28 protein-coding genes and 1 tRNA gene are annotated in these 25,686 nt (G+C 72.8%); 17 read left to right on the forward strand and 12 right to left on the reverse strand.

The window, feature by feature from the left end; genetic code table 11:
* The first annotated feature begins 77 nt into the window (after positions 1 to 77).
* On the forward strand, positions 78 to 1,052 hold the full coding sequence (locus BM223_RS04260) for a DMT family transporter (RefSeq protein WP_038681381.1): 975 nt from the start codon (positions 78 to 80) through the stop codon (positions 1,050 to 1,052).
* Here the strand turns inward: BM223_RS04260 and BM223_RS04265 are convergent.
* Together BM223_RS04265 and BM223_RS04270 are read right to left on the reverse strand one after the other, a co-directional pair.
* The gene (locus BM223_RS04265; RefSeq protein ID WP_038681379.1) at positions 1,034 to 1,711 is read right to left on the reverse strand and encodes a response regulator transcription factor; all 678 of its coding nucleotides are present in this window, start codon (positions 1,709 to 1,711) and stop codon (positions 1,034 to 1,036) included. The two genes, BM223_RS04260 and BM223_RS04265, sit on opposite strands and share 19 nt — an antisense overlap.
* On the reverse strand, positions 1,708 to 2,919 hold the full coding sequence (locus tag BM223_RS04270; RefSeq protein ID WP_038681377.1) for a sensor histidine kinase: 1,212 nt from the start codon (positions 2,917 to 2,919) through the stop codon (positions 1,708 to 1,710). The genes BM223_RS04265 and BM223_RS04270 overlap by 4 nt, the downstream gene beginning before the upstream one ends.
* A 122-nt stretch (positions 2,920 to 3,041) precedes the next feature.
* Between BM223_RS04270 and phoU the strand changes: the two genes are divergently transcribed.
* Positions 3,042 to 3,692, forward strand: coding sequence for a phosphate signaling complex protein PhoU (gene phoU, locus BM223_RS04275; protein ID WP_038681375.1), 651 nt, complete (start codon positions 3,042 to 3,044; stop codon positions 3,690 to 3,692).
* A gap of 121 nt (positions 3,693 to 3,813) precedes the next feature.
* Here the strand turns inward: phoU and BM223_RS04280 are convergent, their stop codons facing one another.
* On the reverse strand, positions 3,814 to 5,232 hold the full coding sequence (locus tag BM223_RS04280) for an MFS transporter (RefSeq protein WP_038681373.1): 1,419 nt from the start codon (positions 5,230 to 5,232) through the stop codon (positions 3,814 to 3,816).
* A 106-nt stretch (positions 5,233 to 5,338) separates the two neighbouring features.
* Between BM223_RS04280 and BM223_RS04285 the strand changes: the two genes are divergently transcribed.
* Complete coding sequence (locus BM223_RS04285; protein ID WP_235319019.1) at positions 5,339 to 5,902, forward strand: TetR/AcrR family transcriptional regulator; 564 nt, start codon at positions 5,339 to 5,341, stop codon at positions 5,900 to 5,902.
* Positions 5,903 to 5,940: 38 nt separating this feature from the next.
* On the opposite strand, the gene BM223_RS04290 is transcribed toward BM223_RS04285, so the two are convergent.
* The 3 genes from BM223_RS04290 to BM223_RS28835 all read right to left on the reverse strand — a co-directional run bounded on the left by BM223_RS04290 (position 5,941) and on the right by BM223_RS28835 (position 8,486).
* Positions 5,941 to 6,687 carry a phosphoglyceromutase gene (locus BM223_RS04290; RefSeq protein ID WP_038681369.1) on the reverse strand — a complete coding sequence of 249 codons (747 nt, stop codon included), beginning with the start codon at positions 6,685 to 6,687 and terminating at the stop codon, positions 5,941 to 5,943.
* Positions 6,687 to 7,319: a copper chaperone PCu(A)C gene (locus BM223_RS04295; RefSeq protein ID WP_038681368.1), complete on the reverse strand. Its 633-nt coding sequence runs from the start codon at positions 7,317 to 7,319 to the stop codon at positions 6,687 to 6,689. The genes BM223_RS04290 and BM223_RS04295 overlap by 1 nt, the downstream gene beginning before the upstream one ends.
* Positions 7,320 to 7,439: 120 nt before the next feature.
* Positions 7,440 to 8,486, reverse strand: coding sequence for a UbiA prenyltransferase family protein (locus BM223_RS28835; RefSeq protein WP_235319010.1), 1,047 nt, complete (start codon positions 8,484 to 8,486; stop codon positions 7,440 to 7,442).
* 206 nt (positions 8,487 to 8,692) lie between these two features.
* Here BM223_RS28835 and BM223_RS04305 point away from each other — a divergent pair, with 206 nt between their 5' ends.
* On the forward strand, positions 8,693 to 9,178 hold the full coding sequence (locus BM223_RS04305; protein ID WP_028654642.1) for a CarD family transcriptional regulator: 486 nt from the start codon (positions 8,693 to 8,695) through the stop codon (positions 9,176 to 9,178).
* A gap of 60 nt (positions 9,179 to 9,238) precedes the next feature.
* Positions 9,239 to 9,853 carry a 2-C-methyl-D-erythritol 4-phosphate cytidylyltransferase gene (locus BM223_RS04310; RefSeq protein WP_038681364.1) on the forward strand — a complete coding sequence of 205 codons (615 nt, stop codon included), beginning with the start codon at positions 9,239 to 9,241 and terminating at the stop codon, positions 9,851 to 9,853.
* A 12-nt stretch (positions 9,854 to 9,865) separates the two neighbouring features.
* Here BM223_RS04310 and BM223_RS04315 read toward each other — a convergent pair whose 3' ends face one another.
* A complete protein-coding gene (locus BM223_RS04315) occupies positions 9,866 to 10,432 on the reverse strand; it encodes a M15 family metallopeptidase (RefSeq protein WP_038681361.1) in 567 nt (188 codons plus the stop codon).
* Positions 10,433 to 10,520: 88 nt separating this feature from the next.
* Between BM223_RS04315 and BM223_RS04320 the strand changes: the two genes are divergently transcribed.
* Positions 10,521 to 11,195, forward strand: coding sequence for a response regulator transcription factor (locus tag BM223_RS04320; RefSeq protein ID WP_038681360.1), 675 nt, complete (start codon positions 10,521 to 10,523; stop codon positions 11,193 to 11,195).
* Positions 11,188 to 12,327, forward strand: coding sequence for a sensor histidine kinase (locus tag BM223_RS04325; RefSeq protein WP_038681358.1), 1,140 nt, complete (start codon positions 11,188 to 11,190; stop codon positions 12,325 to 12,327). The genes BM223_RS04320 and BM223_RS04325 overlap by 8 nt, the downstream gene beginning before the upstream one ends.
* Here BM223_RS04325 and BM223_RS04330 read toward each other — a convergent pair.
* Positions 12,324 to 13,037 carry an IspD/TarI family cytidylyltransferase gene (locus tag BM223_RS04330; RefSeq protein ID WP_038681356.1) on the reverse strand — a complete coding sequence of 238 codons (714 nt, stop codon included), beginning with the start codon at positions 13,035 to 13,037 and terminating at the stop codon, positions 12,324 to 12,326. The two genes, BM223_RS04325 and BM223_RS04330, sit on opposite strands and share 4 nt — an antisense overlap.
* 83 nt (positions 13,038 to 13,120) lie before the next feature.
* Between BM223_RS04330 and nirD the strand changes: the two genes are divergently transcribed.
* A complete protein-coding gene (nirD, locus tag BM223_RS04335; RefSeq protein WP_082003775.1) occupies positions 13,121 to 13,552 on the forward strand; it encodes a nitrite reductase small subunit NirD in 432 nt (143 codons plus the stop codon).
* Here nirD and BM223_RS04340 read toward each other — a convergent pair.
* Both BM223_RS04340 and ispF read right to left on the reverse strand, forming a co-directional pair.
* Positions 13,470 to 14,405 (reverse strand): alpha/beta fold hydrolase, encoded by a 936-nt coding sequence (locus BM223_RS04340; RefSeq protein WP_052138973.1) that lies wholly within the window; start codon positions 14,403 to 14,405, stop codon positions 13,470 to 13,472. The two genes, nirD and BM223_RS04340, sit on opposite strands and share 83 nt — an antisense overlap.
* Before the next feature lie 5 nt (positions 14,406 to 14,410).
* Entirely contained in the window at positions 14,411 to 14,923 is a 513-nt protein-coding gene (gene ispF, locus BM223_RS04345; RefSeq protein ID WP_038685218.1) for a 2-C-methyl-D-erythritol 2,4-cyclodiphosphate synthase, read from the reverse strand.
* 45 nt (positions 14,924 to 14,968) lie between these two features.
* On the opposite strand from ispF, the gene BM223_RS04350 reads away from it, so the two are divergent.
* Positions 14,969 to 16,507 (forward strand): molybdopterin-dependent oxidoreductase, encoded by a 1,539-nt coding sequence (locus tag BM223_RS04350; RefSeq protein ID WP_052138972.1) that lies wholly within the window; start codon positions 14,969 to 14,971, stop codon positions 16,505 to 16,507.
* On the opposite strand, the gene BM223_RS04355 is transcribed toward BM223_RS04350, so the two are convergent.
* Positions 16,508 to 17,782, reverse strand: a complete 1,275-nt coding sequence (locus BM223_RS04355; protein WP_141267352.1) for a C39 family peptidase — start codon at positions 17,780 to 17,782, stop codon at positions 16,508 to 16,510.
* A 178-nt stretch (positions 17,783 to 17,960) separates the two neighbouring features.
* Between BM223_RS04355 and cysS the strand changes: the two genes are divergently transcribed.
* The 6 genes from cysS to BM223_RS04385 all read left to right on the forward strand — a co-directional run bounded on the left by cysS (position 17,961) and on the right by BM223_RS04385 (position 23,813).
* Entirely contained in the window at positions 17,961 to 19,361 is a 1,401-nt protein-coding gene (gene cysS / locus BM223_RS04360) for a cysteine--tRNA ligase (protein ID WP_038681352.1), read from the forward strand.
* A gap of 2 nt (positions 19,362 to 19,363) precedes the next feature.
* Positions 19,364 to 20,335 carry a 23S rRNA (guanosine(2251)-2'-O)-methyltransferase RlmB gene (gene rlmB, locus BM223_RS04365; protein WP_038681350.1) on the forward strand — a complete coding sequence of 324 codons (972 nt, stop codon included), beginning with the start codon at positions 19,364 to 19,366 and terminating at the stop codon, positions 20,333 to 20,335.
* Positions 20,336 to 20,337: 2 nt separating this feature from the next.
* Positions 20,338 to 21,843 carry a metallophosphoesterase gene (locus tag BM223_RS04370; protein ID WP_052138970.1) on the forward strand — a complete coding sequence of 502 codons (1,506 nt, stop codon included), beginning with the start codon at positions 20,338 to 20,340 and terminating at the stop codon, positions 21,841 to 21,843.
* Positions 21,844 to 21,896: 53 nt separating this feature from the next.
* Positions 21,897 to 23,045, forward strand: coding sequence for an acyl-CoA dehydrogenase family protein (locus BM223_RS04375; RefSeq protein ID WP_038681349.1), 1,149 nt, complete (start codon positions 21,897 to 21,899; stop codon positions 23,043 to 23,045).
* A gap of 105 nt (positions 23,046 to 23,150) precedes the next feature.
* On the forward strand, positions 23,151 to 23,645 hold the full coding sequence (locus tag BM223_RS04380) for an LppU/SCO3897 family protein (protein WP_141267351.1): 495 nt from the start codon (positions 23,151 to 23,153) through the stop codon (positions 23,643 to 23,645).
* An 89-nt stretch (positions 23,646 to 23,734) separates the two neighbouring features.
* A tRNA-Gln gene (locus BM223_RS04385) sits at positions 23,735 to 23,813 on the forward strand.
* A gap of 11 nt (positions 23,814 to 23,824) precedes the next feature.
* Here the strand turns inward: BM223_RS04385 and BM223_RS04390 are convergent.
* Entirely contained in the window at positions 23,825 to 24,454 is a 630-nt protein-coding gene (locus tag BM223_RS04390; RefSeq protein ID WP_038681345.1) for a hypothetical protein, read from the reverse strand.
* Positions 24,455 to 24,687: 233 nt separating this feature from the next.
* On the opposite strand from BM223_RS04390, the gene BM223_RS04395 reads away from it, so the two are divergent.
* Both BM223_RS04395 and BM223_RS04400 read left to right on the forward strand, forming a co-directional pair.
* Positions 24,688 to 24,987 carry a hypothetical protein gene (locus BM223_RS04395; protein WP_038681343.1) on the forward strand — a complete coding sequence of 100 codons (300 nt, stop codon included), beginning with the start codon at positions 24,688 to 24,690 and terminating at the stop codon, positions 24,985 to 24,987.
* Positions 24,988 to 25,010: 23 nt separating this feature from the next.
* Entirely contained in the window at positions 25,011 to 25,679 is a 669-nt protein-coding gene (locus tag BM223_RS04400; RefSeq protein WP_038681341.1) for a DsbA family protein, read from the forward strand.
* Positions 25,680 to 25,686 lie beyond the last annotated feature (7 nt).

A 25,686-nucleotide genomic window follows, 5' to 3' on the forward strand; every position in this document is an offset into this window, starting at 1 on the left:
AGCCGTTGGCACGGTCTCGACACCGGTTGGCAGAAAATCTTCGCGACGATGTCGGCCCAGATCCCTAGGGTGCTCCTGTGACGAAGCGCGGATGGTCGCTGTTCCTGGCGATGTGCCTGATCTGGGGGCTGCCCTACCTCTTCATCCGGATCGCGGTCGAGGACGTCTCGCCGGCCGCCCTGGTCTTCCTGCGGACGGCGCTCGCGGCGCTCGTCCTGCTCCCCATCGCGCTCGTCCGGCGCGAGGTCGGCCCGGTGCTGGCGCGCTGGCGCCCGCTGACGCTGTTCGCCGTCATCGAGATCATGATCCCGTGGGTGCTGCTGGGCCACGCCGAGCAGCGGATCTCGTCCTCGCTGGCCGGCCTGCTGGTCGCGGCGGTGCCGCTGTTCGGGGCGCTCGCGTTCCTGGTGACCGCCCACGCCGAGCGGTTCTCGGCGACCCAGACCGGCGGCCTGGTGCTCGGTTTCGTGGGCGTGGCCTGCCTGGTGGGCCTCGACGTGCACCACATCGACGTGCTCGCCGTGGCCGAGATGCTGGGCGTCGCGATCTGCTACGCCGCGGGCCCGCTGGTGCTCGCGCGCTCGTTCGCCGACGTGTCCGGGCTGGGGGTGATGGCGTGCGCGCTCACGCTCACCGCCGTCGTCTACACGCCGTTCGGGCTGCTCGACCCGCCCACCGACGTCCCGGCCGAGGGGTGGCTGAGCATCGTGGTGCTCGCACTGGTGTGCACCGCCCTGGCGTTCGTGATCTTCCTCGAGCTGATCAAGGTGGCGGGCCCGACCCGGGCCACGATCATCACCTACGTCAACCCGGCCGTCGCGATCGCGCTCGGCGTCCTGCTGCTCGACGAGAGGCTGACCACGGGCATGCTCGTCGGCTTCCCGCTCATCCTGGTCGGCTGCGTGGTCGCCGCCGGCGGCCGGGGCGCCACGGAGGCCGCGGCGCCCGAGCCCGCCGCCGACGTCGCGCTCGAGGTCGAGGCCGCCGCCGAGGCCGCCGTCGAGGTGGCCGACCCGGACGCCGACCCGGAGCCTCAGATCTCGAGCTTGTAGCCCAGCCCGCGGACCGTGACGAGGTACTTCGGCTCGCTCGGCTCCGGCTCGAGCTTGGCGCGCAGCCGCTTCACGTGGACGTCGAGCGTCTTGGTGTCGCCGACGTAGTCCGAGCCCCACACCCGGTCGATGAGCTGACCGCGGGTCAGCACCCGGCCGGGGTTGCGCAGGAACATCTCGAGGAGCTCGAACTCCTTGAGGGGCAGCCGCTGCTCGGTCCCGTCGACGGTGACGACGTGGCGCTCGACGTCCATCCGGACCGGGCCCGCCTCGAGCGTGTCGGGGAGCAGCTCGTCGCCGATGCCGCGGCGCAGGACGGCGCGGATCCGGGCGACGAGCTCACGGGGGGAGTACGGCTTGGTGACGTAGTCGTCGGCACCCAGCTCGAGGCCGACCACCTTGTCGACCTCGTCGTCCTTGGCGCTCACCATGATCACCGGCACGTTGGAGGTCTGCCGGATGGTGCGGCAGACCTCGGTGCCGGGGATGCCGGGGAGCATCAGGTCGAGCAGCACGATGTCCGCGCCGTTGCGGTCGAACTCCTTGAGCGCCTCGTTGCCGTCGGCCGCGATCGCGACCTCGAACCCCTCCTTGCGGAGCAGGTAGGCGAGGGCGTCGCTGTAGCTCTCTTCGTCTTCGACGACAAGTACCCGGGTCATCGGGCTTCCTCCTGATCTTCGGTGCGTGCGCCCGGCGAGTCCGGGGCGGACGCAAGGGGGGCGAGCCGCACGTACGGTCCGCCCTCGTCGTGGTTCGGGTGCTGCGGCAGGATGAGCGTGAACGTCGAGCCCTGCCCCTCGACGGACCAGACCCGCACCTCGCCGCCGTGCGTGGCCGCGACGTGCTTGACGATGGACAGGCCCAGGCCGGTGCCGCCGGTCGAGCGGTGGCGCGCGGGGTCGACGCGGTAGAACCGCTCGAAGATCCGCTCCACCTCGGCCTCGGGGATGCCGATGCCCTGGTCGATCACCGAGATCTCGATGTCGTCGCCGGTCCGCCTGCGGGTGACGACGACGCGCGAGCCGGGCTCGGAGTAGGCCACGGCGTTGGCCACCAGGTTGGAGACCGCCGCACTGACCTGCTTCTCGCTGCCGAGGACCTTGAGGCCCTCCTCGCCCTCGGCGATGACCTCGATGTCCTTGGCGCCGGCGTTCATGTCGACGAAGTCGACCGCGGAGGCGACGACGTCGTCGATCGAGACCCGCACCGGCGACTCGAGCGGCTCGTCGCCCTGGAGCCGGGAGAGCTCGATGATCTGCTGGATCAGGCGGGAGAGCCGGTCGCTCTCGGTGAGCATCCGCGACGCGAAGCGGTAGACCGCGTCGGGGTCGTCGGAGGCGTCCTGGACGGCCTCGGCGAGCAGCCGGATCGCGCCGATCGGCGTCTTCAGCTCGTGGCTGACGTTGGCGACGAAGTCGCGCCGGACGGCGTCCACCTGGCGCTCCTTGGTGCGGTCCTCGACCAGCGCCAGCACCAGGCGCGAGCCCAGCGGGGCCACCCGGGCGGTGACGTGGCGCGGCGGACCACCGGCACGCGGCACGAGCAGCTCGGTCTCGCGGATCTGCCCGTCGCGGCGCACCTGGCGGATGAGGACGGCCAGCTCGTCGGAGAGCAGCCGGGTGCCACGGACGAAGCCCATCGCGAAGGCCGGCGCCGACGCCTTGACCACCGCGTCGGACTCGTCGACGACGACCGCGCTGCTGCGCAGCACGGAGAGCACCGCGGCCACGCCGTCGGGGAGCTGCGGCTCCTCGCGGGGCGCGGAGGCGGTCTGCTGACGGTCGCTCAGGTGCCAGGCGAGCATGGCGCCGCCGGCCACGAGGGCACCGAGCAGCGCGGCCAGGAAGGCCTGCGTCGTCGGGTCCACCTCTCGATCGTACGGCGCGGCGCGGGTACGGTTGAGAATCCGCAGGGCCGTGCTTCGCGATGTTCATCCCGCGTTCACCGCACGCCGCTTGAAGGACACCTGTCCTCCGTAGGCTGTCGCGCATGCGTGATGCCTACACCGACCAGCTCGACGCGATCTTCGACGACCTCGCGGCCATCAGCCGCCGGGTCCAGGTCGCCGTGGCCGAGGCGACCGAGGCGCTGATGACCGGCGACGCGACCATCGCCGAGAAGGTGATCAGCGAGGACGCCGTCATCGACCGCGCCCGCGAGCAGGTCGAGGAGCGCGCCTTCGAGCTCCTCTCCCTGCAGGCGCCGGTCGCCGGCGACCTGCGCACCGTCGTCGCCGCGCTGCGGATGGTGGCCGAGCTCGAGCGGATGGGCGACCTCTCCGTCCACGTCGCCAAGATCGCCCGGCTCCGCGTCCCGGACGTCGCCGTCCCCGACGAGGTGCGCCCGACCCTCTCCCGGATGGCCGCGGTCGCCGAGGACATGGTCTCCCGCGTGCACGACGTCATCGCGGGGCGCGACGTCGAGGCCGCGATCGCGCTCGGTCGCGCCGACGAGGAGATGGACCAGCTGCGCCGTACCTCGTTCACCGAGCTGCTCTCCGGTGAGTGGGCCCACGGCGTCGAGGCCGCCGTCGACATCGCACTGCTCGGCCGCTACTACGAGCGGATCGCCGACCACGCCGTCTCCATCGCCAACCGGGTGATCTTCGTGGTCACCGGGCACAACCCGTCGGCGGCCTGACGGGCGTGAGTTTCGCCGGTCGACCGGCGAAACTCACGCTTGACCGACGAAACTCCCACCTGACCGACGAAACTCACGCTTGACCGATGAAGTTCCAGCGGTCAGGTTCGAGTTTCGCCGGTCAACCGGCGAAACTTGTGACGGGCCGAGGCCGCGCCAGCAGCGACGCCGCACTCGCCAGCGCGAGCGCCGCGATGATCGCGGCGGCGGCGAAGCCCGCGTGCGCGCCGGCCAGGAAGTCGCCCGGCTGGGCGTGCGAGGCGAAGACCGACGCGACGACCGCCAGGCCGACGGCACCGCCGAGCTGCTGCATGGTCTGCAGGAGGCCGGACGCCGAGCCGGCGTGCTCGGGCTCGACGCCCTGCAGGGCGAGCGAGGTGATCGGCATGAAGCTGCCGCCCATGCTGATGCCCAGCACCAGCAGCGCCGGGAAGACGCCCGTCCAGTAGCTCGTCGACGCGTCGATCCGGCCGAGGAACAGGAAGGCCGCGAGGACGCCGGCGGTGCCGGCGACGATGATCGGCGGCTGCCGGAAGCGGGCGACGAGCCGCGGGGTGATCCGCGACATCGTGAAGACGCTGAGCGGGATCGGGAGGAAGGCGAAGCCGGTCTGCAGCGGCCCGTAGCCGAGGTCCTCCTCGAAGTACTGCACCATCAGGAAGAACGTGGCCAGCATGCCGCCGTACAGGGCGGCCATGGTGAGCAGCGTCGCGACCCGGGTCCGGCTGCGGAGCAGGCCGAGGCGCAGCAGCGGGTGGCTGTGCCGGGCCTCGGTGGCGACCAGGGCGACGGCGAGCGCGACGGCGAGGACCAGGCCGAGGATGGTGGGCGCCGAGAGCCATCCGTGCTCGGGGGCCTTGATCAGGGTCCAGACCAGGGTGGCGGCGGCGCCGGTCGACGTCACCGCGCCGATCACGTCGAACCGTCCCGGCCGCCGCGGGGTGTCGACGACGTAGCGCCGGACGGTGAGCAGGACGGCGATGCCGATGGGGACGTTGATGAACAGCGTCCAGCGCCAGTTGAGCAGGTCGGTGAGGACGCCGCCCAGGAGCATGCCGAGTGCGGCGCCGCCGGACGAGACGGCGGTGAACAGGGCGAGGCCCCGGATGCGTGCGGCCTCGTTGGGGGCGGACGTCGTGATCAGGGCGAGCACCGACGGCGCGGCGATCGCGGCCCCGACGCCCTGGAGGGCGCGCGCGGTGACGAGCATCCACGGCTCGGTGGCGAGGCCGCCGAGCAGCGAGAAGAGGGTGAAGACCGCCAGGCCGATCCAGAAGACCGAGAGCCGCCCGAAGACGTCGCCGAGCCGGCCGCCGAGCAGCAGCAGGCCGCCGAACGCGAGCGCGTAGCCGTTGAGGACCCACGACAGCGATGCGGGGCCGAAGTGGAGGTCGGTGGCGATGTGGGGGAGTCCGACGTTCATGACGGCGGAGTCGAGGACCAGCATGAGCTGGGCCAGCAGCACGATGAAGAGGCCGGCGGCGGTGGTGGTCCGGGCGGTCGCCCGGGGTGCCGCGGGAGTGAGCGTGGTGGAAGACAAGGGTGATGTCCTGTTCTGGCCGGGGAGGCCGAGGTACTCTTATCGGAGGATGACTCCGGTTAGTCCTCCACGATACGGAGGGTGTCTCCGTTTAGCAAGAGGAAAGGTGACTCGATTGCGCGCCGATGCCGTCCGCAACCGTGAGCGCATCGCGGACATCGCCCGCCAGCTGTTCCGCGAGAAGGGCTACGACGCCGTCTCGATGGACGAGGTCGCCAAGACCGCCGGCGTCGGGGTCGGCACCCTCTACCGCCACTTCCCGACCAAGGAGGCGCTCTACGACGCCGCCATCCAGGCCTGGGTCGAGACGGTCAACGCCGCCGCCGACAAGGCGCTGGCCGGCGAGGGCGCGCCCCGCGAGCGGCTCCTCGCGTGGTTCGAGGCGTACGTCGAGTTCCTCACCCGCCACAAGGGCGCCGCCTGGCGGATCACCAGCGCCATGGGCGACGACGACTCACCCTTCGCGGCGAAGTGCCGCACCTACCTCAACGCCAACCAGCGGGTCGTCGACACCCTGGCCGGCGAGGGTGCGCTGCGTGGCGACGTCGACGCGATGCAGCTGTGCCGGCTGGTCGGCGGGGTCGCCGCGGTCGTCGACAACAGCGAGCTCAGCGCCGACGCGGCGCGCTCGATGCTCGCCGTCGTGGCCGACGGGGTGCTGGCCGCCTGACGGCAGTTTCACCGCCTAGGCGGTGAAACTGCCGGGGGTCAGCGACCCTGGTTCGCCACCGCCGCAGCGGCCGCAGCAGCGGCCTCCGGGTCGAGGTAGCGCCCGCCCGGGACCGTCGGGGCGAGGGTGTCCTCGTCGAGCTCGTAGACCAGCGGCATGCCGGTGGGGATGTTGAGCCCCGCGATGTCGGCGTCGCTGACCTGGTCGAGGTGCTTCACGATCGCGCGCAGGCTGTTGCCGTGGGCGGCGACCAGGACGGTGTGGCCGGCGCGGAGGTCGGGCACGATGCCGGCGTCCCAGTAGGGGAGGAGCCGCTCGATGACCTGCTTGAGCGCCTCGGCGCGGGGCAGCTCGTCGCCGAGGTCGGCGTAGCGGGGGTCACCGGCCTGCGAGTACTCGTCGTCGTCCGCGAGGGGCGGCGGCGGGGTGTCGAAGGAGCGGCGCCAGAGCATGAACTGCTCCTCGCCGTACTCGTCCTTGATGGACTTCTTGTCCTTGCCCTGCAGGGCGCCGTAGTGGCGCTCGTTGAGGCGCCACGAGCGGCGGACCGGGATCCAGTGGCGGTCGGCGGCGTCGAGCGCCAGCGCGGCCGTGTTGATCGCGCGGCGCTGCAGCGAGGTGTGGACGACGTCCGGCAGGATGCCGGCCTCCTTGAGGAGGTCGCCGCCGCGGACGGCCTCGCCGCGGCCCTTCTCGGTCAGGGCCACGTCGACCCAGCCGGTGAAGAGGTTCTTGGCGTTCCACTCGCTCTCGCCGTGGCGGAGCAGGACCAGGGTGAAGGTCATCAGTGCGCCTCGCCGCCGCCGGGGCTCGGGGCCTCGTCGGCGCAGCTGAAGTTCGGGTCGGTGGCGTCGTCGTGGCCACCCTCTTCGTCGGCGGCGGCGTCGGCCGCGGCGCCGTCCTCGGAGCCGCCCTTGGCCTTCTCGGTGTGGCTGGACGACGGGGCCTCGGTCGGGATCTCGGTGTACTGGAAGCAGCGCTTCACGACCGGGACGTCGAGGCTGAACGACTGACCGTTGCTGAACGTGAACTCGAGCGTGACGACATTGCCGGCGGTGAAGTCGCCGGTGAGCGGGACCTGCGGCTCGGAGTGCGCCAGGTTGACGGTGCCGTTGGGGGCCACCTCGATCGGCTCGAACTCGCCGGCGCTGATGCCGCTGGGGGAGCTGACCTCGGTCAGCGACGCGTCGTCGGTGCCGTTGTTGACCAGTGCGCCGATCAGCCGGCCCTCGCCCTTGGCCGTCGCGAGCACCCGGATGCCGAGCGCCTTGACCTCGCCGTCACGGTTGTTGACGCCCGCCGCGATCGTGTTGACCCGGTCGGTGGGGTAGTCGAAGCCGCAGGACGAGAGCGTCGCGGCGGCGGGCACGAGTGCCAGCAGCAGTCCGGCGATCGCGGTCGGGCGCTTGAGGGGCATGTCGGCAGGCCTCCGGGTCAGGTGTGCATCGGTGCGCGCGGACGACGCGCGCGAGGCGCAGGGTCGAGCGAGCGGCCTCACTCTAGCGGTCGGGGATGACGGGGAGACGAGGTGGCTCGGTCAGCGGCTGAGGCCGACCTGGGTGCCGACGACGACCAGGGCGATCGCGATCCCCGCGGTGAACACGGTCGAGAGCGCGAGCAGCCGGGTGGCGCCCAGCTTGAGTCCCAGCTTGAGCGGCAGGTAGGTCCAGCCGTCCTCGTGGTCGGCCACCAGTCCCCACACGGCCCGCGTGAAGTGGACGCCGACACCGAGCAGCGCCGCGAGCGCGACGATCGCCGGCTCCGGCGGCGAGCCCTGGGCCTGGCCGCCCCAGCCGCCGTACGAGAGGTAGGCGGGCAGCAGCGCGAAGGACGCCGCCCACGACCACCACGAGAAGAACCCGGTGCGCAGCACCACGTTGCCGAGCATGCCGATCGCAACCGAGGCCAGGTAGAGGCACCCGGCCCGGATGCCGGTGGTCCACGAGAGGGGCAGGACGAGGAGGAAGCCGACCGCGATCGCGTACCAGACCGTGCCCACGGCGAGACGGCCCATCGCGACCGGCTTGCCGGTCAGGCCGTGCGCTTGGTCGCGCTGGCGGTCGACGATGTCGTTGTGCCAGCCGAGCATGGTCTGGCCGACCAGGACGGTGAGCACCACGACGCCCGCCTCGCGGGCCGGGCGCCCGGTCACCGCGGCGACGACGCCCATCGCGAGCGCGGTGGTGATCGCCTGCTTGGCGTGCGCGGCCTGGAGCAGCTGGATCGCCAGGACGTCGCCCGGACGGCGGCCGCCGAGCAGCCGCCCGGCCAGGCCGGTGTGCTCGGGGACGTGGGGGAGCTCGGGGTGCTGCGGCTCGAGCTCCAGCTCGGCCTCGGCCTCGTCGTCGGCCTCGTCGTCGGCCTGGTCGTCGGTCTCGACCTCGGGGTCGTCGAGCTCGACGTCGGCCTCTTCGGCGGCCTCGTCAACGGGTTCGTCGGCGGGCTCGTCGTCGGGAGCATCGGGCTCGGGCGCCGGGGGGAGCTCCGCGTCCGGCTCTGTCTCCGCGAAGGTCTCGTCCGCCTCGATGACGGTCGTGTCCTCCCCGGCAGAGCGGCCGCGTCGCCAGCGCTGCATCTTTGCCATGGCGAGCAGTATTGACCACGGAAGTCGCCTGCGGGGCGCTGACCCGCCTTGTCCCGGTGACCTGACTCACATCGCGCGAGCCCGGCCGGACCATACGTCTGCGTGCTTGTCAAGCCACGGATAGCGCCCCTGACCTGCGCAAACGCATTCGGAGAGTCCTCGATGACGTGGTAAGATAGGTCACCCTAGGAAGGGGTTTTGCTCATATGACTTTCACCGTCGGCGAAACGGTCGTCTACCCCAATCACGGGGCCGCTGTCATCGAGAACATCGAGATGCGGACGATCAAGGGCCAGGAACGGCAGTACCTCGTGCTTCGGATTGTCGCCCAGCAGGACCTCGTGGTCCGTGTGCCGGCTGACAACCTCGATCTCGTGGGTGTTCGGGATGTCGTGGACAAGGACGGGCTGGACAGGGTCTTCGGAGTGCTCCGCGCGGAGCACGTCGAGGAGCCGACCAACTGGTCGAGGCGCTACAAGGCGAACCTCGAGAAGCTCCACAGTGGCGACGTCATGAAGGTGGCCGAGGTCGTCCGCGACCTGTGGCGCCGCGAGCGTGACCGCGGTCTGTCGGCAGGCGAGAAGCGGATGCTCGCCAAGGCCCGCCAGATCCTGGTCTCCGAGCTCGCGCTCTGCGAGAACACCAACGAGGACAAGGCCGAGACCATCCTCGACGAGGTGCTCGCCTCCTGAGCCACTGAGCGACCGAGGCAGCCTCACGCTGCAGATCGACGACGTCATACGGTGGGTTCGATGAACCCGCATCCGTATGACGTCGTCGACATTTCGGCCCCGGTCGCCGGGATCGTGGTGGAGGAGGGCCGTGGCGCGCTCCCGTTCCGCCTGATCCACGGTGAGTCCCTGGTCGCGGCGGCCGCCTGGGCCGCGGGCGAGGCGGGGGTCGACCTGCTCGACCAGACCGTGCCCTGGGAGGCGCTGGTCGAGCGCGGCGGACCGCTGCTCCTGCACGACCCGCTGTGCCCGATGACGCCGCCGGACTTCCTGCGCGCGTGCGCCGACCGGGCCGAGGTCGCCGACGTGGTCGTGGTCGGCGTCCGTCCGGTGACCGACACGGTCAAGGAGGCGCACGCGGCGCCCGACGGCGGCGAGAGCCTCGGCGCGAGCGTCGACCGGGACGGCCTGGTCGCCGTCTGCTCCCCGGTCGTGCTGCCCACGTCGGTGGTCGCCGACCTGCTCGGCGGCCCGGACGCCCGGCTGCCCGCGACCGACTTCGTCGCGCTGGTGACCGCCCTCCGCGACAGGTACGGCGCCGCGCGCGTCGTCCTGGTCGACGCGCCGCCGGCGGCCCGCCGGATCGGCTCGGACGCCGACCTGCAGGTGCTCGAGGCGCTCACCGACCCGCGCTGAGCGACGCGCCCGTCATCGCTGCGTCCTCGGGTCGTGGGTGGGGTCAGGGTAGCGGGACGGGCAGCCCTGCTCGGGCGCGTCCGGGCGCAGCTCGTAGTGCCAGGGCTCGTTGTCGTAGATCTGGCACAGGCCGTAGCGCGCGCCGTTGCGGGCGAGCCAGGTGGTGGCGGCGGTCGGGCCGACGTCGACGGCGTCCCCGGACACGTGGGGGGAGGTCTGCGGGGTGGCGACCCAGCGAGCGGCCTCGTCGCGGGAGCCGTACTTGGTGACGGCCTCGTCGAGCAGCCGGCGCTGGTACGTCGCCGAGCGCCACCCGCTGTTGACGACGATGTCGACGTCGTCGTCCACGGCGTCGGTCGCGGCGCGGCGCAGGGCGCGGAGCAGGCCCGGGTCGAGCTCGGTGATGCCGGCGTGGTCGTCGTCGAAGGCGGAGGTGTTGTCGGGGAGCTCGCCGTCGCCGACGGGTGCGGTGTCGGCCGCCGACGAGCTCGAGGTGAGGGAGCGGTAGCCGACGGCGCCGAGCAGCACGACCACGAGGACGACGAGGAGGACGGAGCGGGCACGGGGGGGAAGAGTCATGCCGAGGAGTCAAGGCAGGACGCCGTTGCCGGGCCGTATGGGATTTTCGATATGCCGGCGATATGTGCGGGCTCGTAGCATCGGCGAGGTGCGGGTGCTGATCGTCGAGGACGAGCCTCTTCTGGCCGAGGCCGTCCGGGACGGGCTGCGCCTCGAGGCGATCGCTGCCGACATCGCCGGGGACGGCGACACCGCGCTCGAGCTGCTGAGCATCAACTCCTACGACATCGCGGTCCTCGACCGGGACGTGCCCGGGCCCAACGGCGACGAGATCGCCCGGCGCATCGTCGCCTCGGGCAGCGGCATGCCGATCCTCATGCTCACCGCGGCCGACCGGCTCGACGACAAGGCGTCCGGCTTCGAGCTGGGTGCCGACGACTACCTGACCAAGCCGTTCCAGCTGCGCGAGCTCGTGCTCCGGCTGCGGGCGCTCGACCGGCGCCGGGCCCACCACCGGCCGCCGGTGCGCGAGATCGCCGGGCTGCGGCTCGACCCGTTCCGTCGCGAGGTCTACCGCGACGGGCGGTACGTCGCGCTGACCCGCAAGCAGTTCGCCGTCCTCGAGGTCCTGGTCGGGGCGGACGGCGGCGTCGTGAGCGCAGAGGAGCTGCTGGAGCGGGCCTGGGACGAGAACGCCGACCCGTTCACGAACGCCGTGCGGATCACGGTCTCGGCGCTGCGCAAGCGGCTCGGTGAGCCCTGGGTGATCGCGACCGTGGCAGGGGTCGGGTACCGCATCGACCGGGCGCCCGGCGATGGCTAGGGCGCCGGGGCTGAGCGTCCGGGTCAAGCTCACCCTCAGCTATGCCGCCTTCCTGATGCTCGCGGGGGCGGCGCTGCTCGCGGTGGTGTGGCTGTTCCTGCTGCGCTACGTGCCCGACCAGGCGGTGACGGTGCCGACCGCGGGCGGGACGGACGACGTCCTCCGCTCGGCCTACATCTTCGTGCCGGGGCGCTCCGACCTGTGGGCGGCGTTCGCGCCGAAGGCGGCCGCGGTGCTGGTGTTCCTGCTCCTGTGCGGACTGGTGGGCGGGTGGTTCCTGGCCGGGCGGATGCTGGCTCCCCTGGGACGGATCACCGACGCGACCCGCAAGGCGGCGACGGGCTCGCTGTCGCACCGGATCCGGCTGCCGGGACGCCGCGACGAGTTCCGCGAGCTCGCCGACGCGTTCGACGGCATGCTCGCCCGCCTCGACGCGCACGTCGCCGAGCAGCAGCGGTTCGCGGCCAACGCCTCCCACGAGCTGCGCACGCCGCTGACCATCACCCAGACCCTGCTCGAGGTCGCCCGCAAGGACCCCGACCGCGACCTGGGCCGGCTCGTCGAGAGCCTCCACGCCGTCAACACCCGGGCCATCCAGCTCACCGAGGCGCTGCTCGTCCTCAGCCGCGCCGACCAGCGCGCCTTCGCCACCGAGGACGTCGACCTCTCGCTCCTCGCCGAGGAGGCGACCGAGACGCTGCTGCCGTACGCCGAGCAGCGCGGCGTCACCGTCGAGACGTCGGGCGACCTGGCCGTCGTCGCGGGCGAGCCGGCGCTGCTGCTCCAGCTCACGACGAACCTCGTGCACAACGCGATCGTGCACAACCTGCCCGGGGGCGGTGGCGTCCGGGTGACCACGCGCCGCGACCCGACCGGGGCGGAGCTGATCGTCGAGAACACCGGTGCGCCGCTGGATCCCGCGCTCGTCCCCACGCTGGCCGAGCCGTTCCGCCGCGGCAGCGACCGGGTCCGGACCGGCGACGACGCCCACCAGGGCAGTGGCCTGGGCCTGGCGATCGTGCAGACCATCGCGGAGGCGCACGACGGGACGCTGACGCTCACCGCGCGGCCGGAGGGCGGGCTCCGGGTGACGGTCCGGCTGCCGGTCGAGCCCCTAGGGGGCGCGTCCTAGGCGAGGAGCCGCTCGGCGACCCGCAGGTCCTCGGCGAAGGTCACCTTCAGGTTGGCCGGGCCGGCCGGGACCGCCCGTACCTCGTGCTCCGCGGGCACGGCCGCGAACGCCGCGAACGCGGCGGCGGTGTCGGTGCCCTCGAAGCCCGCCGCGGCGGCGGCCGCGTAGGCCGCGACGAGCGGCGCGGCCCGGAAGGCCTGGGGCGTCTGGACGCCCACCAGCCGGGTGCCGGGGCCGCCGGGGGCGGGCGCCGCGGCCCCGTCGCGGGGCAGCAGGCCGGGCAGGTCGAGCGTGGGGACGGCGCCGCCGTACCGGCGGGCGGTGGCGATCGTCGCGGCGAACAGCTCGGCGCTCGCGAGCGGGCGCGCGCCGTCGTGGATGGCGACGACGTCGACGCTGCCGTCGGCGACCCGCGGTGCGAGGACCGCCAGCGCCGCCTGCTCGGAGGCCTGCCGGGTGGCACCGCCCTCGACGAGCAGCACCTCGCGCTCGCCGATCACCGGGAGCAGCGCCGTACCGACGTCGGCGCGCTCACCGGGGCGGCAGACCACGACCACCGGGTCGACGTCCGCGACCTCGAGGGCGGTGCGGACCGACCAGGCGAGCAGCGGCACCCCGAGCAGCGGGAGCAGGACCTTGTTGACCTCGGCACCGACGCGGCTGCCGCTGCCGGCGGCGAGGACGACGACGGCCGCGGTGGGAGAGCTCACGCCGTGAGCCTAGTGGCCAGGGTTTTCCTCCCCGTTACACGCCGAAACGCTGCCGACAACAGGGCCGTCCTAGGTTCGCGTCCATGACGGGACGCGGGGCCGCCGAGGAGTGGCAACCGATCTGCCGGATGGCCGAGCTCGGGGTCGGCCGGGGAGTGACCGCACTGGTGCACGGCCAGGCGGTGGCGATCTTCCGGACCCCCGACGACGTCGTCTACGCACTCGGCAATCACGATCCCTTCGCCGGCCACGTCGGCGGGGGCATCGCCAAGGGGATCGTGGGGCGGCGGGGCACCGTGCCGTACGTCGCCCTGCCCGCCCACCGGCACTCCTTCGACCTGCGCACCGGGCGCTGCCTGGACGACCTCCAGGTGACGGTGCCGACCTACGAGGTGCGGGTGGTCGAGGGCGTGGTGCTGGTGGGGAAGCGGTTCAGGCCCGGGAGCGGTGCCGTCCCCGACCCGGCGCCGGACGCGCCAGCGCCCGGTCGACCAGCGCGCACAGCTCCGCACTGACCAGCTCGCGCCGCTCGAACGGCAGGTAGTGCCCGGCGTCCGGCGCCACCAGGAGCCGGGCGCCGCGGATGCCGCGCGCGATCTTGGCGGCGTGCTCCGGGGGCGTGAGCAGGTCGCGGCTGCCGACCAGGACGGTCGTCGGGATGTCGTCGAACGCCGCCAGGTTGCCGATCCGGTCGTGCGCCATCATGTCCTTGAAGAAGCCCGACATCGTCTCGGGCCAGGCGTGCACGAGCTGGTCGACGACGTGGCTGACGTCGCGCGAGCGGGCCGGGCGGCCGAACAGGAAGCGGCGCGCGACCTGGCGCTCGATGGCGGGGAACTTCTCGCGGCGGCTGAGGCTGAGCATCCGCGACCGGTTCGCGAGGAGGAACGGCAGCCGGTCGCGCAGCAGAGCGCCGGCCACGGCCGGCAGCCCGAGCGTGACCTGGTGCAGCTCGCCGCTCGTCGTGCTCACGAACAGCGCCCCGGCGATCCGGTCCACGAGGTCCGGCCGCTCCTCGGGGATGGCGGTGATCGTCATGCCGCCCACCGAGTGACCGGCGAGGACGAGCGGGCCGTCGGGCGCATAGGTGTCGACCACCAGGCCGAGGTCGCGCGCCAGCAGCGGGATCGTGCACGCCGCCTCCGCGGCCCGGTCGGAGCGACCGTGCCCGCGGTGGTCCCAGGTGATCAGCCGGATGTCGTGGCCGTAGCGCGCCAGCAGGTCGGTGACCTGGTAGTGCCAGTCGGACTCCTCCGCCGTCCAGCAGTGCGCCAGCAGCACGCTCAGCGGCGCGTCCGCGGGCCCGCGGACCGTCACGTGGATGCGCAGGCCGTCCTCGCTGATGACCTCGTGGTCGTGCTCGGCCATGGCGGTCAGCCTGCCAGGCCCGTCAGCAGCGCGGTCGCGATCGCGGCGACGCCCTCGCCGCGCCCGGTCAGCCCGAGCCCGTCGGTCGTCGTCGCGGACAGGGTGACCGGTGCCCCGAGGACGTCGCTCAGCGCCGCCTCCGCCTCGCTCCGGCGCGGGCCGACCTTGGGCCGGTTCCCGATCACCTGGACCGCCACGTTGACGACGGCGAAGCCCGCGGCCTCGACCCGGCGGCGGGTCTCCCCGAGCAGGGCCGCCCCGCTCGCGCCGGCCCACTCCGGCTCCGCCGTCCCGAAGTTGCTGCCGAGGTCGCCCAGACCGGCGGCCGACAGCAGCGCGTCGCACGCCGCGTGGGCGGCGACGTCCGCGTCGGAGTGACCCTCGAGCCGCACGTCCTCGTCGGGCCAGGTGAGCCCGCCCAGCGCCAGCGGTGGGTCGTCGCTGCTCCGCGGGACGAGGCGGTGGACGTCGGAGCCGATGCCGATGCGGAGGCCGGAGGAGTTCACGGGGCCGATCATGCCCGAGGCCACCCCGGTCGCCGGCGATGAGGAAGAATCACTCCCGTGAGGACATCCCGTGCCTGGTGGGCGACCGCCGGCGTGCTGTCGGGCCTGCTGGGCCTGGCGCTCAGCTACGCCGCGGCGGCGCTGCTGCACGTGCGGGACGCGCCGGTCGTGGCGGTGGCCGAGGGCATCACCGCGCTGACGCCCGGCAAGGTCGCGCGGTGGGCGATCGAGACGTTCGACACGGCGGACAAGAAGGTCCTCGTGGTCGGCATCCTGGCGTTCCTGCTGGTCTTCTTCGCGGTTCTGGGGCGGGTCGCGCGGACGCGGTGGTGGCTCGCCGTCACCGGGTACGTCGTCCTCGCGGCGCTGGGCGCGGTCGCGGTGATCGCGAAGCCCAACACCTCTTTCACCGACCTGGCGCCCATCGTGGTGGGCCTGCTGGCGTGGGTGGTGGCGCTGGCGGCCCTCGCGGAGTGGCTGCGGCGCTGGGAGCTGGTCGAGGCGAGCGGTGAGCCGGTCACGGCGCCGATGCCCAGTCGGCGCGGGTTCTTCGTGGCCTCGGGCGTGGTGGCGCTGGTGGCGGCGTGCGGTGGGCTGCTCGGCCGGGTGGCGGGCTCGGCCCGGCGCCGGGCCGAGGAGAGCCGCCGGCTGCTGCGCATCGAGGGCGTGACGGCGCCGGACGTGCCGCCGGGCGCGAGCCTCGGGGTGCCCGGCGTCTCGCCGTGGCAGACGCCGAACGGCCCCTTCTACTTGATCGACACGGCCTTCATCAAGCCGACCATCGCGCCCGCCGACTGGGAGCTGCGCATCCACGGAATGGTCGACCGCGAGATCACGCTGTCCTACCGCGACCTGGTCTCGCGCGAGATCACCGAGGACTGGATCACCCTCAACTGCGTGTCCAACGAGGTCGGCGGCGACCTGATCGGCAACGCCTGGTGGAGCGGGGTGCGGCTGGCGGCGATCCTGGCCGAGGCCGGGCCGCACCCGGACGCCGACGCGGTCCTGCAGACCTCCGAGGACGGCTGGACCTGCGGGACGCCGCTCGCGGCGATGATGGACGAGCGCAACGCGATGCTCGCCGTCGCGATGAACGGCGAGCCGCTGCCCATCGAGCACGGCTTCCCGGTGCGCACGATCGTGCCCGGCCTCTACGGCTACGTGTCGGCGACCAAGTGGGTCGTCGACATGGAGGTCACGCGCTACGACGACATCACGGCGTACTGGACCGAGAAGGGCTGGTCCGAGATGGGGCCGGTCAAGATCGCGTCGAAGATCGAGGTGCCGGCGTCCGGCGCCGACGTGCCGGCCGGCGACGTGGTGTGCGCCGGCGTCGCGTGGATGCAGCACACGGGCATCTCGGCCGTCGAGGTCCAGGTCGACGGCGGCGCCTGGCAGCGGGCCCGGCTGGCCTCGACGCCCAACGTCGACACGTGGGTGCAGTGGCAGGCGACGGTGGCCCTCGACGAGGGCGACCACCAGCTGCGGGTGCGTGCCGTCGATGCCGACGGCAACGTGCAGACCGGCGCCATCGCCGACGTCGTCCCCGACGGTGCGACCGGCTGGCACACGATCGACGTCACCGCCAAGGCCTGATCACCAGTTGCCGGCAGGCGCCTTCGGCAGCGGGTGGGCTGCGTCGTGGATGACGTACGCCGTCCCGCCCGACGCCTCGAGCCACGCCTTCTCGAGCTGCGCGCGCTGGTAGACCCGCCGCACCGTCGCGTTGGTGGGCGCGGCCGGGTCGTTGACGATCACGTCGCCCTTGCTGGTGAACCCGACGACGACGAGCAGGTGTCCCTTCGACGACGAGATCGGCGCCCCGCTGAGCTGGCCGCGCTGGAAGGCGATCGAGAGGACCGGCGGGATGCCCGCCTTGACCAGCACCTCGGCCTCGCGCAGGTCGCGCAGCCGGGTGACGAACGCCTTGCCGGCCTGGCGGGCGGCGTACGCGGTGGTGAAGGGCCAGTTGCCGGTGCCCCGGTAGGCGTAGTCGTACGTCGCTCGCGCCGCCGCGTCGACCCACGGGTCGGCGTGCCCGCGCGGCACCCACGCGTACGACGCCGCGCTCGGCAGCCGCCGGTAGTAGCCGAGCACCATCGAGGTCGACGTGGGGGAGCACCACGCCTCGCCACCGCCACCCCACTGGGGGAAGTGGCCGGTGTGGATCATCTGGGAGTACCGCGGCACGGCCAGCTCGACGCCGCGCGCGACGCCCGGCTGGGAGGTGGGCCCCGCGGTCCGGGGGAGCGCGGACGTCATGACGGTCGCCAGGTCCAGCCGTGGCACCGCGCGCTTGCCACGCTGGCGGTGCACCTCGACCCGCAGCTGGTACGACGCCAGCCCGGCCGTGCGCCAGGTGTCGGTCGCGAGTGTGGTGCCGTCGTCGGTCTGGGCGCCGCCGGACGCCCGCCTCAGGACGCCGTCCTTGGCGGCCCACCGGGCGAGCGAGTCCCAGCTCGTCACCTTGCCCGCAGCCGAGCGACCCCGGACCCGCAGCTCGATCCAGCTGGAGCCCGGCGTGCGTGCCGACCACGACGCGACGAGCTCGGTGTAGGAGAACCCGGGCGCCACCCAGGGGCTCGTCCAGCGCGCGGTGTCGTAGGTGCGCCCGGCCAGCCGGGTCGTGCGGAAGCCCCGGTCGAAGGCGAGCTCGCCGTCCGCCGTCACCCGGGTGCCGCGGACCTTCCCGGTCCGCCACTGACCCGCGGCGTCGTACCGCTCGAGGTCGACCTTGCGGTCGGACACCGCGGCCGCCGCCACCCCCTCATCGGGGCGGTCGACGGAGCGGTCCAGGCTGACGGCGACGCCGCCGGCGACGAGGCAGCCGGCGAGCGCCAGGACGACGGGGGCGGGGAGGTGTCGGCGCACCACGTCACGGTACGTCACACCCGTCACTCCCGTCACAGGGCGGCGGGCGGCTCTTGTAACTACGTGTTCGTGTATCTACCCGGGTGGTCGACACCCCAGGTAGATACATGAACACGTAGTTACAAGCGGACCGGCCGACGATGCGCGGTGCATCCCCGCCCATCCCTAGACTGACCCGGTGACCATCCGGCTGTACGACACCGCGACCCGCGAAGTCCGTGACTTCGTGCCCCTTCAGGAGGGCAAAGTGGGTCTGTACGTCTGTGGTCTGACGGTCCAGAGCGAGCCGCATGTCGGTCACGTCCGCTCGGCGGTGAACTTCGACGTCCTCCAGCGGTGGCTGCGCCACCGCGGGTTCGAGGTGACGTTCATCCGCAACATCACCGACATCGACGACAAGATCCTGGTGAAGTCCGCCGAGCAGGGGCGTCCTTGGTACAACCTCGCCTACGCGATGAAGATCGAGCTCGACAAGGCGTACGCCGCGCTCAACGTCGCGCCGCCGACGTACGAGCCGGCGGCGACCGGGCACATCCCCGAGATGATCGTCCTCATCGAGCGGCTCATCGAGCGCGGGCACGCCTACCCGGCGGCCGACGGCAGTGGCGACGTGTACTTCGACGTCCGCTCCTGGGCCTCCTACGGCGAGCTGACCCACCAGGGCGTCGACGACATGGAGCCGGCGGCCGACGCCGATCCGCGCGGCAAGCGCGACCCGCGCGACTTCGCGCTCTGGAAGGGGCGCAAGGAGTCCGAGCCGGCGACCGCGTCCTGGCCGAGCCCGTGGGGTCCGGGGCGGCCGGGGTGGCACATCGAGTGCTCGGCGATGGCCGGCAAGTACCTCGGCGACGCCTTCGACATCCACGGGGGCGGCGTCGACCTGCGCTTCCCGCACCACGAGAACGAGCAGGCCCAGTCGCGGGCGGCGGGCGGCGCGTTCGCGTCGTACTGGATGCACAACGCGTGGATCACCACCGCCGGCGAGAAGATGAGCAAGTCGCTCGGCAACACGCTCTCGATCCCGGCGATCCTCGAGCGCTACCGCGGGGCCGAGCTGCGCTTCTACGTCGTCGCCGCCCACTACCGCTCCCACGTGGAGTTCAGCTTCGACGCGCTCGACGAGGCGGCGGTGGGCTACCGGCGGATCGAGGCCTTCCTCGACCGCGCCGGCACCGGCGAGATCGGCGCGCTGCCCGAGGCGTTCGCCACCGCGATGGACGACGACCTCGGGACGCCGGCCGCCGTGGCGGTCCTCTACGACACGGTCCGCGAGGGCAACCGGCTGCTCGCGGCCGGCGACGACGAGGCCGCTGCCGAGGCCGCGCGCTCGGTCGCCGCGATGCTCGACGTGCTCGGCGTCCACCCGGCCGACCCCGCGTGGGCCGGCACCGGCAGCTCGGACGGCGAGGCCCGGCTCACCGCCGCGGTCGACGCCCTCGTCGCCGGCCTGCTCGACGAGCGCACGCAGGCGCGGGCCGACAAGGACTGGGCGCGCGCGGACGCGATCCGCGACCGGATCAAGGCGGCCGGCATCGAGGTCACCGACACCCCTGACGGACCTACCTGGACGGTGAGCTGAACATGGCTGGAAACTCGAGCCGCAAGGGCGCGATCCGCAAGTCGAGCAAGAGGCCGCAGGTCGGCTCGGGCGGGCAGGTCCGGCGCGGGCTGGCCGGCAAGGGCCCGACGCCGAAGGCCACCGACCGCGAGTACCACAAGGCGCACAAGATCGCCGAGGCCAAGAAGCGGGCCGACAAGCGCGCCGGCAACGGCCCGCGGGGCCGGCGCAAGTCCGGTGGCGACGAGTGGATCGCCGGGCGCAACCCGGTGGTCGAGGCGCTGCGCGAGCGGGTCCCCGTGACGGCGGTGTACGTCGCCGAGGGCGCCGAGCGCGACAACCGGCTTCGCGAGGTCTTCCGGCTCGCCGCCGAGCACGGCGTCGGCCTGCTCGAGGTCAGCCGCGGCGAGCTCGACCGGCTCACCGACGGCGCGGTCCACCAGGGCCTCGCCGCGCGGATCCCGGCGTACGAGTACGCCCACCCCGACGACCTGCTCGACGCCGCCGACGAGGCCGGTGAGAAGCCGTTGATCGTCATCCTCGACTCGATCACCGACCCCCGCAACCTGGGCGCGATCGTGCGCAGCGCCGCGGGATTCGGCGCCCACGGCGTGGTCATCCCCGAGCGCCGGGCCGCCTCCATGACCGCCGCGGCGTGGAAGACGTCGGCCGGTGCGGCGGCGCGCTGCCCGGTCGCCCAGACGGTCAACCTCACCCGCCAGATCAAGGCCTTCCAGGAGGCCGGCTGCTTCGTGGTCGGCCTCGCCGCCGACGGCGACCTGTCGCTGCCCGAGCTCGTCGCCGACGCCGACCTGGTCCAGGGGCCGCTCGTGCTCGTCGTGGGCTCCGAGGGCGAGGGCCTGTCCCGGCTCGTGTCCGAGAACTGCGACCGCCTGCTGTCGATCCCGATGGCGGGGGTGCTCGAGTCCCTCAACGCCGGCGTCGCCGCGTCCGTCGCGCTGTACGCCGTCGCGGAGGCGCGCGCCGGGCGCTGAGCGTGACGCCGACGCGACTGCGCCTGCTGAAGGTCCTGGGGTACGTCGGGGCCTGGTTCGTCCTGTCCCTGCTCGTCGCCGCGACGATCTTCGTCAACAGCGAGCGCACGATCGACGTCGCGAGCCACGAGGCGAGCCTCGGCCCGGACTTCTCCGGCGAGATCGTGCTGCGCACCGGCCCGGTGCTGCCGGACCTGCGGATGCCGTCCGGCAGCCGGCTGGGCCTGGAGATCGAGCTCGGCAAGACCGACACCGAGTCGCTCGACGAGCTCACCGCGCGGTACGCCGCGATCGCCTCGCAGCCCGAGGGCCAGGTCGCCGCCGTCGAGCGCAGCGTGCGGTCGATGGCCTACGCCGCGCTGCTCCAGGGCGCCGCGCTCGGCACCGTGCCGCTGCTGCTGTGGGCGGCGGTCGGGCGCGAGCGGCGCCGCGACCTGGTGCACCGGCTGCCCACCCGGCGCGGACTGCTCGTGACCGGGGGCGTCCTCGTGCTGGTCGCCGCGGTCGCCGTCCCCGCGGGCTGGGGGCGCACCGAGGCGTCGGAGGAGCGGTGGCAGAGCCTGCGTGACTTCGTCGGCCCCGAGGTCCCGCTGCCCGACGAGGTCACCGACGTGCAGGTGATGGCCGACGCGACCACCGACCAGTCGCGCCGGCTGATCGAGAGCGCGATCAGCAGCTACCGGCAGGGCCTGGAGTTCTACTCCGCCGCGGCGGACGACGCGGCCGGCCTCGACCTGCGCCAGCCCGAGGACGGCGAGACCGTCACCGTCCTCGTCTCCGACCGGCACGACAACGTCGGCATGGACAAGGTCGCCCGCGCCATCGCCGACCGGGCCGGCGCGACGACGGTGTTCGACGCCGGCGACGACACCTCGACCGGCAGCCACTGGGAGGCCTTCTCGCTCGACTCCGTCGCGGCCGCCTTCGACGACTTCGAGGGCCGCTGGGCGGTCGCCGGCAACCACGACAACGGCAGCTTCGTCCGCGCCCACCTCGAGAAGCTGGGCTGGACCTACTTCGACGACGAGGTCGTCGAGGGCCCCGGCGGCTCCCGGCTCCTCGGCGTCGACGACCCCCGCTCGAGCGGCCTGGGCAACTGGCGCGACGAGAAGGGCCTGAGCTTCGCCGAGGTCGCCGACCGGGTCACCGAGGCCGCCTGCGCCGCGGACGCCGACGGCGAGCGGCCCGGCACGATCCTGGTCCACGACGCCAAGCTCGGTGCGGGCGCCCTCGAGAAGGGCTGCGTCGACCTCGTCATCGGCGGGCACATCCACGTCCAGAGCGGCCCGACCGCCGTCGCGGGCGAGAACGGCGAGACCGGCTACACCTACACCGTCGGGACGACGGGCGGCGCCGCCTACGCGATCGCCATCGGCACCAAGCTGCGCCGCCCGGCCAGCATCGCGCTCATCACCTACCGCGACGAGCGCCCGGTCGGCATCCAGTCGATCACCCTCCAGACCAACGGCCGCTACGACGTCGACGACTGGGTCGAGCTCACCTACTGAGGTACCCCCGAACGAAGGTGGCCCCGGGCGCGGGCTCGTCTAGGGTCGGCCGCATGGGAACGACTGTCGACCGCCTGCTGCCCACCGAGGAGGCCGAGGAGCTCCTCGCGCTGGCCCGCGAGATCGCCACCAAGGAGCTGGCGCCGCGGGTCGCGGAGGCCGAGGAGAAGGCCGAGTTCCCGGAGTCGGCGTACCGGCTCCTGGGGCAGTCGGGCCTGCTGAGCCTGCCGTTCGCCGAGGAGATCGGCGGCGGGGGACAGCCCTACGAGGTCTACCTCCAGGTGGTCGAGGAGATCGCCGCCGCGTGGCCGAGCGTCGGCGTCGGCGTCTCCGTGCACGCCCTGACCGCGACCGTGGTCGCCGCCAACGCCTCCGCCGAGGTCAAGGACGCCTGGCTGCCGCGGATGCTGTCCGGCGACTGGCTCGGCGCGTACTGCCTCTCCGAGCCGCAGGCCGGCTCGGACGTCAGCGGCATCCGCACCGCCGCGGTGCGCGACGGTGACGACTACGTCGTCAAGGGCACGAAGCAGTGGATCTCCAACGGCTCGTGCGCCGACTACTACATCCTCTTCGCCCGCACCTCCGAGGACCCCAAGCGCGGGCTGTCGGCGTTCGTCGTCCCCGACGGCACCGAGGGGATGACGTTCGGAGCCCCCGAGAAGAAGATGGGCCTGCACTGCGACGTCACCACCCAGGTGCTCTTCGACGGCGCCCGGATCCCCGCGGCCCAGCTGATCGGCGACGAGGGCGCCGGCATGCGCGTCGCGCTCTCCGCGCTCGACGCCGGCCGGCTCGGCATCGCCGCGGTCGCCACCGGCATCGCCCAGGCCGCCCTCGCGCACGCGGTGGCCTACGCCAAGGAGCGCGAGCAGTTCGGGCGGACCATCGGCGAGTTCCAGGGCATGCAGTTCCTGCTCGCCGACATGGCTGCCGACGTCGAGCGCGCGCGGGCGTCGTACCTCCACGCGGCGCGGCTCAAGGACGCCGGGCGCCCCTTCTCGCGCCAGGCCTCGATCGCGAAGCTCACCGCGAGCGATGCCGCGATGCGCGTCACCACCGACGCGATCCAGGTGTTCGGCGGCAACGGCTACACCCGCGAGTATCCCGTCGAGCGGCTCTTCCGCGACGCGAAGGTGACCCAGATCTTCGAGGGCACCAACCAGATCCAGCGGATGGTGATCGGGCGCGACCTGCTCCGGTGAGCAGTTGCGGTGAGGCCATTTGGTGAGGCCTCCCCTAGGGTGATCCTGAAAATTTGCTGAGGGTGGCTCGGAGACGCCCCTCACTCGGAAAGGGAACCCACCCGCATGGGAATGAAGATCCTGCTCAAGCTGGGCAGCATCGCGCTCGCGATCCTCGTGGCCGTCGGCATCTACTTCGTGAAGACGAAGGGCCAGGAGAAGATCGAGGAGGCCAAGGCGCCCGACGTCGGCGTCTGCCTCTCGGTGACCGGCACCATCAACGCCGAGCACAAGGAGCTCGACTGCGACGACGCGAACGCGACCTACAAGGTCGCCAGCGACGACGGAAAGTGCGACCCGACCGAGTCGCCGTACAAGATCTCGATCGGCAGCACGAACTCGGGCAATGTCGCCGACCTGTGCCTGCAGCTCAACGCCAAGAAGGGCGACTGCTTCGACATCAGCGCCGAGAAGAAGGTCGCCTGCGCGTCCACCAAGGGCAGCTCGAGCGTGGCGAAGGTCCTCAGCGTCGGCAAGTCCGGGGCGACCTGCAAGCCGCCGGCCGAGGCCGTCGAGAACGCCAAGCGCAAGATCGTGCTCTGCCTCGTTCCGAACGCCTGACTCTCTGCCGTACGACGACCGGCCGGGTCCCGTGGGATCCGGCCGGTCGCCGTTGCCGGGCTCCTGGCCTCTAGGCTGTTGCCCTGCTATCCCCGGTTGGTCTGCCGGCAGGGCCCGCCTGACTTTGAATCAGGACAAGCGACGTAGGTTCGACTCCTACCCGGGGAGCTCGCGGGCGCTCAGATCCGGGCGCCGCCGCTGGCCTGCTCGCGCACGGTGACCTCGACGACGACGGTCCGCTCCGTGCAGCCGTCGGCGTACGTCAGCGGCACGGCGTAGTGGTTGACGGTCTCGTCGGCGTGGTCGTAGCCCGCGTAGGCCAGGTCGGGGCGGCCCGCCGCGAGCTGCTCGACCACCGAGCGCAGCGAGCCGGCGAGGGTGTCGGCGTAGGGGAGCGCCTCGGCGGTGAACGCCAGGACCGTGGTCTCGCCGGTACCACCGGCGCGCCAGTCGAGGCCGGTCAGGTCGCCGACCGGGCCGGCACCGCCGTAGGTGCCGGGAACGTGCGCGAGCGAGCCGTCGGGCTCGGTGAGGACGACGGTGACGGAGCCCGTCAGCATCCGGTGCTGTCCGCCGGGGACTGCGGCCGGGAGCGCACCCTCGGCGGCGCGGAAGCGGGCGACCCAGTCGGCGGGGAGTGCGAGGCCGTCGTCGGCGAGGGTCGCGTCGGGGGCGGTGAGCGTCGTGGTCGGGACGCAGGCGTCGTCGGCGGCCGAGGGGCCGGCGGTGCCGGCGACCAGCGCGGCCGCGGCGGCCGGGGGGAGCGCCAGCAGGGCGGCGGCGCGACGGGTGAGCGGGCGGATGGGCATGGGGTCCTCCTGGGAACGTGGCGTGCGTACGTGTCTCGGGACTTTCGGTCGATCCACCTGGGGAGGAGCCTTCCAGCGCGTGCCGCTCGCCCGCCACGTCCGGGGCCAAGAGTCACGAATCCGCCGATTCGGTGGCGATTTCTGTCGTCGCTCCCCGGGTGGGACGCCGGCGTGATCCGCACGACAGCCGCCGAACCCGCGTCAGCACGCGGCGGTGCCGGTGTCTCCCAGGCATGCCGTCGCCGCTCGAGAACCCCGAAGACCCGTCGCGCCCGCCGGGCGCGATCCGCCGTGTCGTCGACCTGGTGGTCGCGTCGCTGTCCGGCCAGATCGACGAGCCGTACGTCCTGGTGCTGCGCAGTGCGTACAGCACGCAGTACAGCGGGCCGTTCCCGGACGGGCTCAGCGCGCTGTGCGCGATGGAGGAGGAGCTGCGCGCCAACGAGGGGCTGCCCGAGGAGGAGCGGGTCGAGGTCGCGATGGCGCCGCTGGTCCCGTGGCGCCTTGCGCCCACCTTCTACGATGCTCCTTAGTAGATAACGACGGAGGAGCCCCCGTGAAGCCTCAGCTCAAGGCCACCCTGCTGGTCGCCGCGGTGTTCGTGGCCGTGGTGGCCGGACTGCTCGTGGCCGGCGGGAGCGACGACCCGGCCGACGCCGGAGCCGGCACCGGTACCGGCGGCGCGGCGGCGGACAGCCGGCTGGTGCGCGACGACAGCCGCCTGCTGGGCGAGCGGGGGAGCAGCGACGTCGAGCTCGTCGAGTTCCTCGACTTCGAGTGCGAGGCCTGCGGCGCGGCGTACCCGGTCGTCGAGGACCTCCGCGAGCGGTACGGCGACCGGGTCACCTTCGTCGTGCGCTACTTCCCGCTGCCCGGGCACTTCAACGCCGACCGCGCCGCGCGCGCCGTCGAGTCGGCCGCGCGCCAGGGCCGGTTCGAGGAGATGTACCGCAAGATGTACGACACCCAGGCTGCCTGGGGCGAGCAGCGGGTGCCGCTCGACGACCTCTTCCGCGACTACGCCGAGGAGCTCGGCCTCGACCTCGCCCGCTACGACGCCGACTACGCCTCCGACGAGGTCGCGAGCCGGGTGCGCCGCGACGTCGACGACGGCATGGCGCTCGGGGTCCAGGGCACGCCGACGTTCTTCCTCGACGGCGAGCTGCTGCAGCCCGCGTCGGTCGCGGACTTCGAGCGCGCCCTCGTCGACGCCCTCGGCGAGTGAGCGCGAC

It is taken from the genome of Pimelobacter simplex, from assembly GCF_900114845.1.
Taxonomy (GTDB): Bacteria; Actinomycetota; Actinomycetes; order Propionibacteriales; family Nocardioidaceae; genus Nocardioides; species Nocardioides simplex.

What these genes read in the sequence shown, in the direction of transcription:
- BM223_RS04265 (WP_038681379.1), bottom strand. Translation starts at nt 1,711, where the DNA reads ATGACCCGGGTACTTGTCGTCGAAGACGAAGAGAGCTACAGCGACGCC.
- phoU (WP_038681375.1), top strand. Translation starts at nt 3,042, where the DNA reads ATGCGTGATGCCTACACCGACCAGCTCGACGCGATCTTCGACGACCTC.
- BM223_RS04290 (WP_038681369.1), bottom strand. Translation starts at nt 6,687, where the DNA reads ATGACCTTCACCCTGGTCCTGCTCCGCCACGGCGAGAGCGAGTGGAAC.
- BM223_RS04295 (WP_038681368.1), bottom strand. Translation starts at nt 7,319, where the DNA reads ATGCCCCTCAAGCGCCCGACCGCGATCGCCGGACTGCTGCTGGCACTC.
- BM223_RS28835 (WP_235319010.1), bottom strand. Translation starts at nt 8,486, where the DNA reads ATGGCAAAGATGCAGCGCTGGCGACGCGGCCGCTCTGCCGGGGAGGAC.
- BM223_RS04305 (WP_028654642.1), top strand. Translation starts at nt 8,693, where the DNA reads ATGACTTTCACCGTCGGCGAAACGGTCGTCTACCCCAATCACGGGGCC.
- BM223_RS04310 (WP_038681364.1), top strand. Translation starts at nt 9,239, where the DNA reads ATGAACCCGCATCCGTATGACGTCGTCGACATTTCGGCCCCGGTCGCC.
- BM223_RS04315 (WP_038681361.1), bottom strand. Translation starts at nt 10,432, where the DNA reads ATGACTCTTCCCCCCCGTGCCCGCTCCGTCCTCCTCGTCGTCCTCGTG.
- BM223_RS04325 (WP_038681358.1), top strand. Translation starts at nt 11,188, where the DNA reads ATGGCTAGGGCGCCGGGGCTGAGCGTCCGGGTCAAGCTCACCCTCAGC.
- nirD (WP_082003775.1), top strand. Translation starts at nt 13,121, where the DNA reads ATGACGGGACGCGGGGCCGCCGAGGAGTGGCAACCGATCTGCCGGATG.
- BM223_RS04340 (WP_052138973.1), bottom strand. Translation starts at nt 14,405, where the DNA reads ATGGCCGAGCACGACCACGAGGTCATCAGCGAGGACGGCCTGCGCATC.
- ispF (WP_038685218.1), bottom strand. Translation starts at nt 14,923, where the DNA reads ATGATCGGCCCCGTGAACTCCTCCGGCCTCCGCATCGGCATCGGCTCC.
- rlmB (WP_038681350.1), top strand. Translation starts at nt 19,364, where the DNA reads ATGGCTGGAAACTCGAGCCGCAAGGGCGCGATCCGCAAGTCGAGCAAG.
- BM223_RS04375 (WP_038681349.1), top strand. Translation starts at nt 21,897, where the DNA reads ATGGGAACGACTGTCGACCGCCTGCTGCCCACCGAGGAGGCCGAGGAG.
- BM223_RS04380 (WP_141267351.1), top strand. Translation starts at nt 23,151, where the DNA reads ATGGGAATGAAGATCCTGCTCAAGCTGGGCAGCATCGCGCTCGCGATC.
- BM223_RS04390 (WP_038681345.1), bottom strand. Translation starts at nt 24,454, where the DNA reads ATGCCCATCCGCCCGCTCACCCGTCGCGCCGCCGCCCTGCTGGCGCTC.
- BM223_RS04395 (WP_038681343.1), top strand. Translation starts at nt 24,688, where the DNA reads ATGCCGTCGCCGCTCGAGAACCCCGAAGACCCGTCGCGCCCGCCGGGC.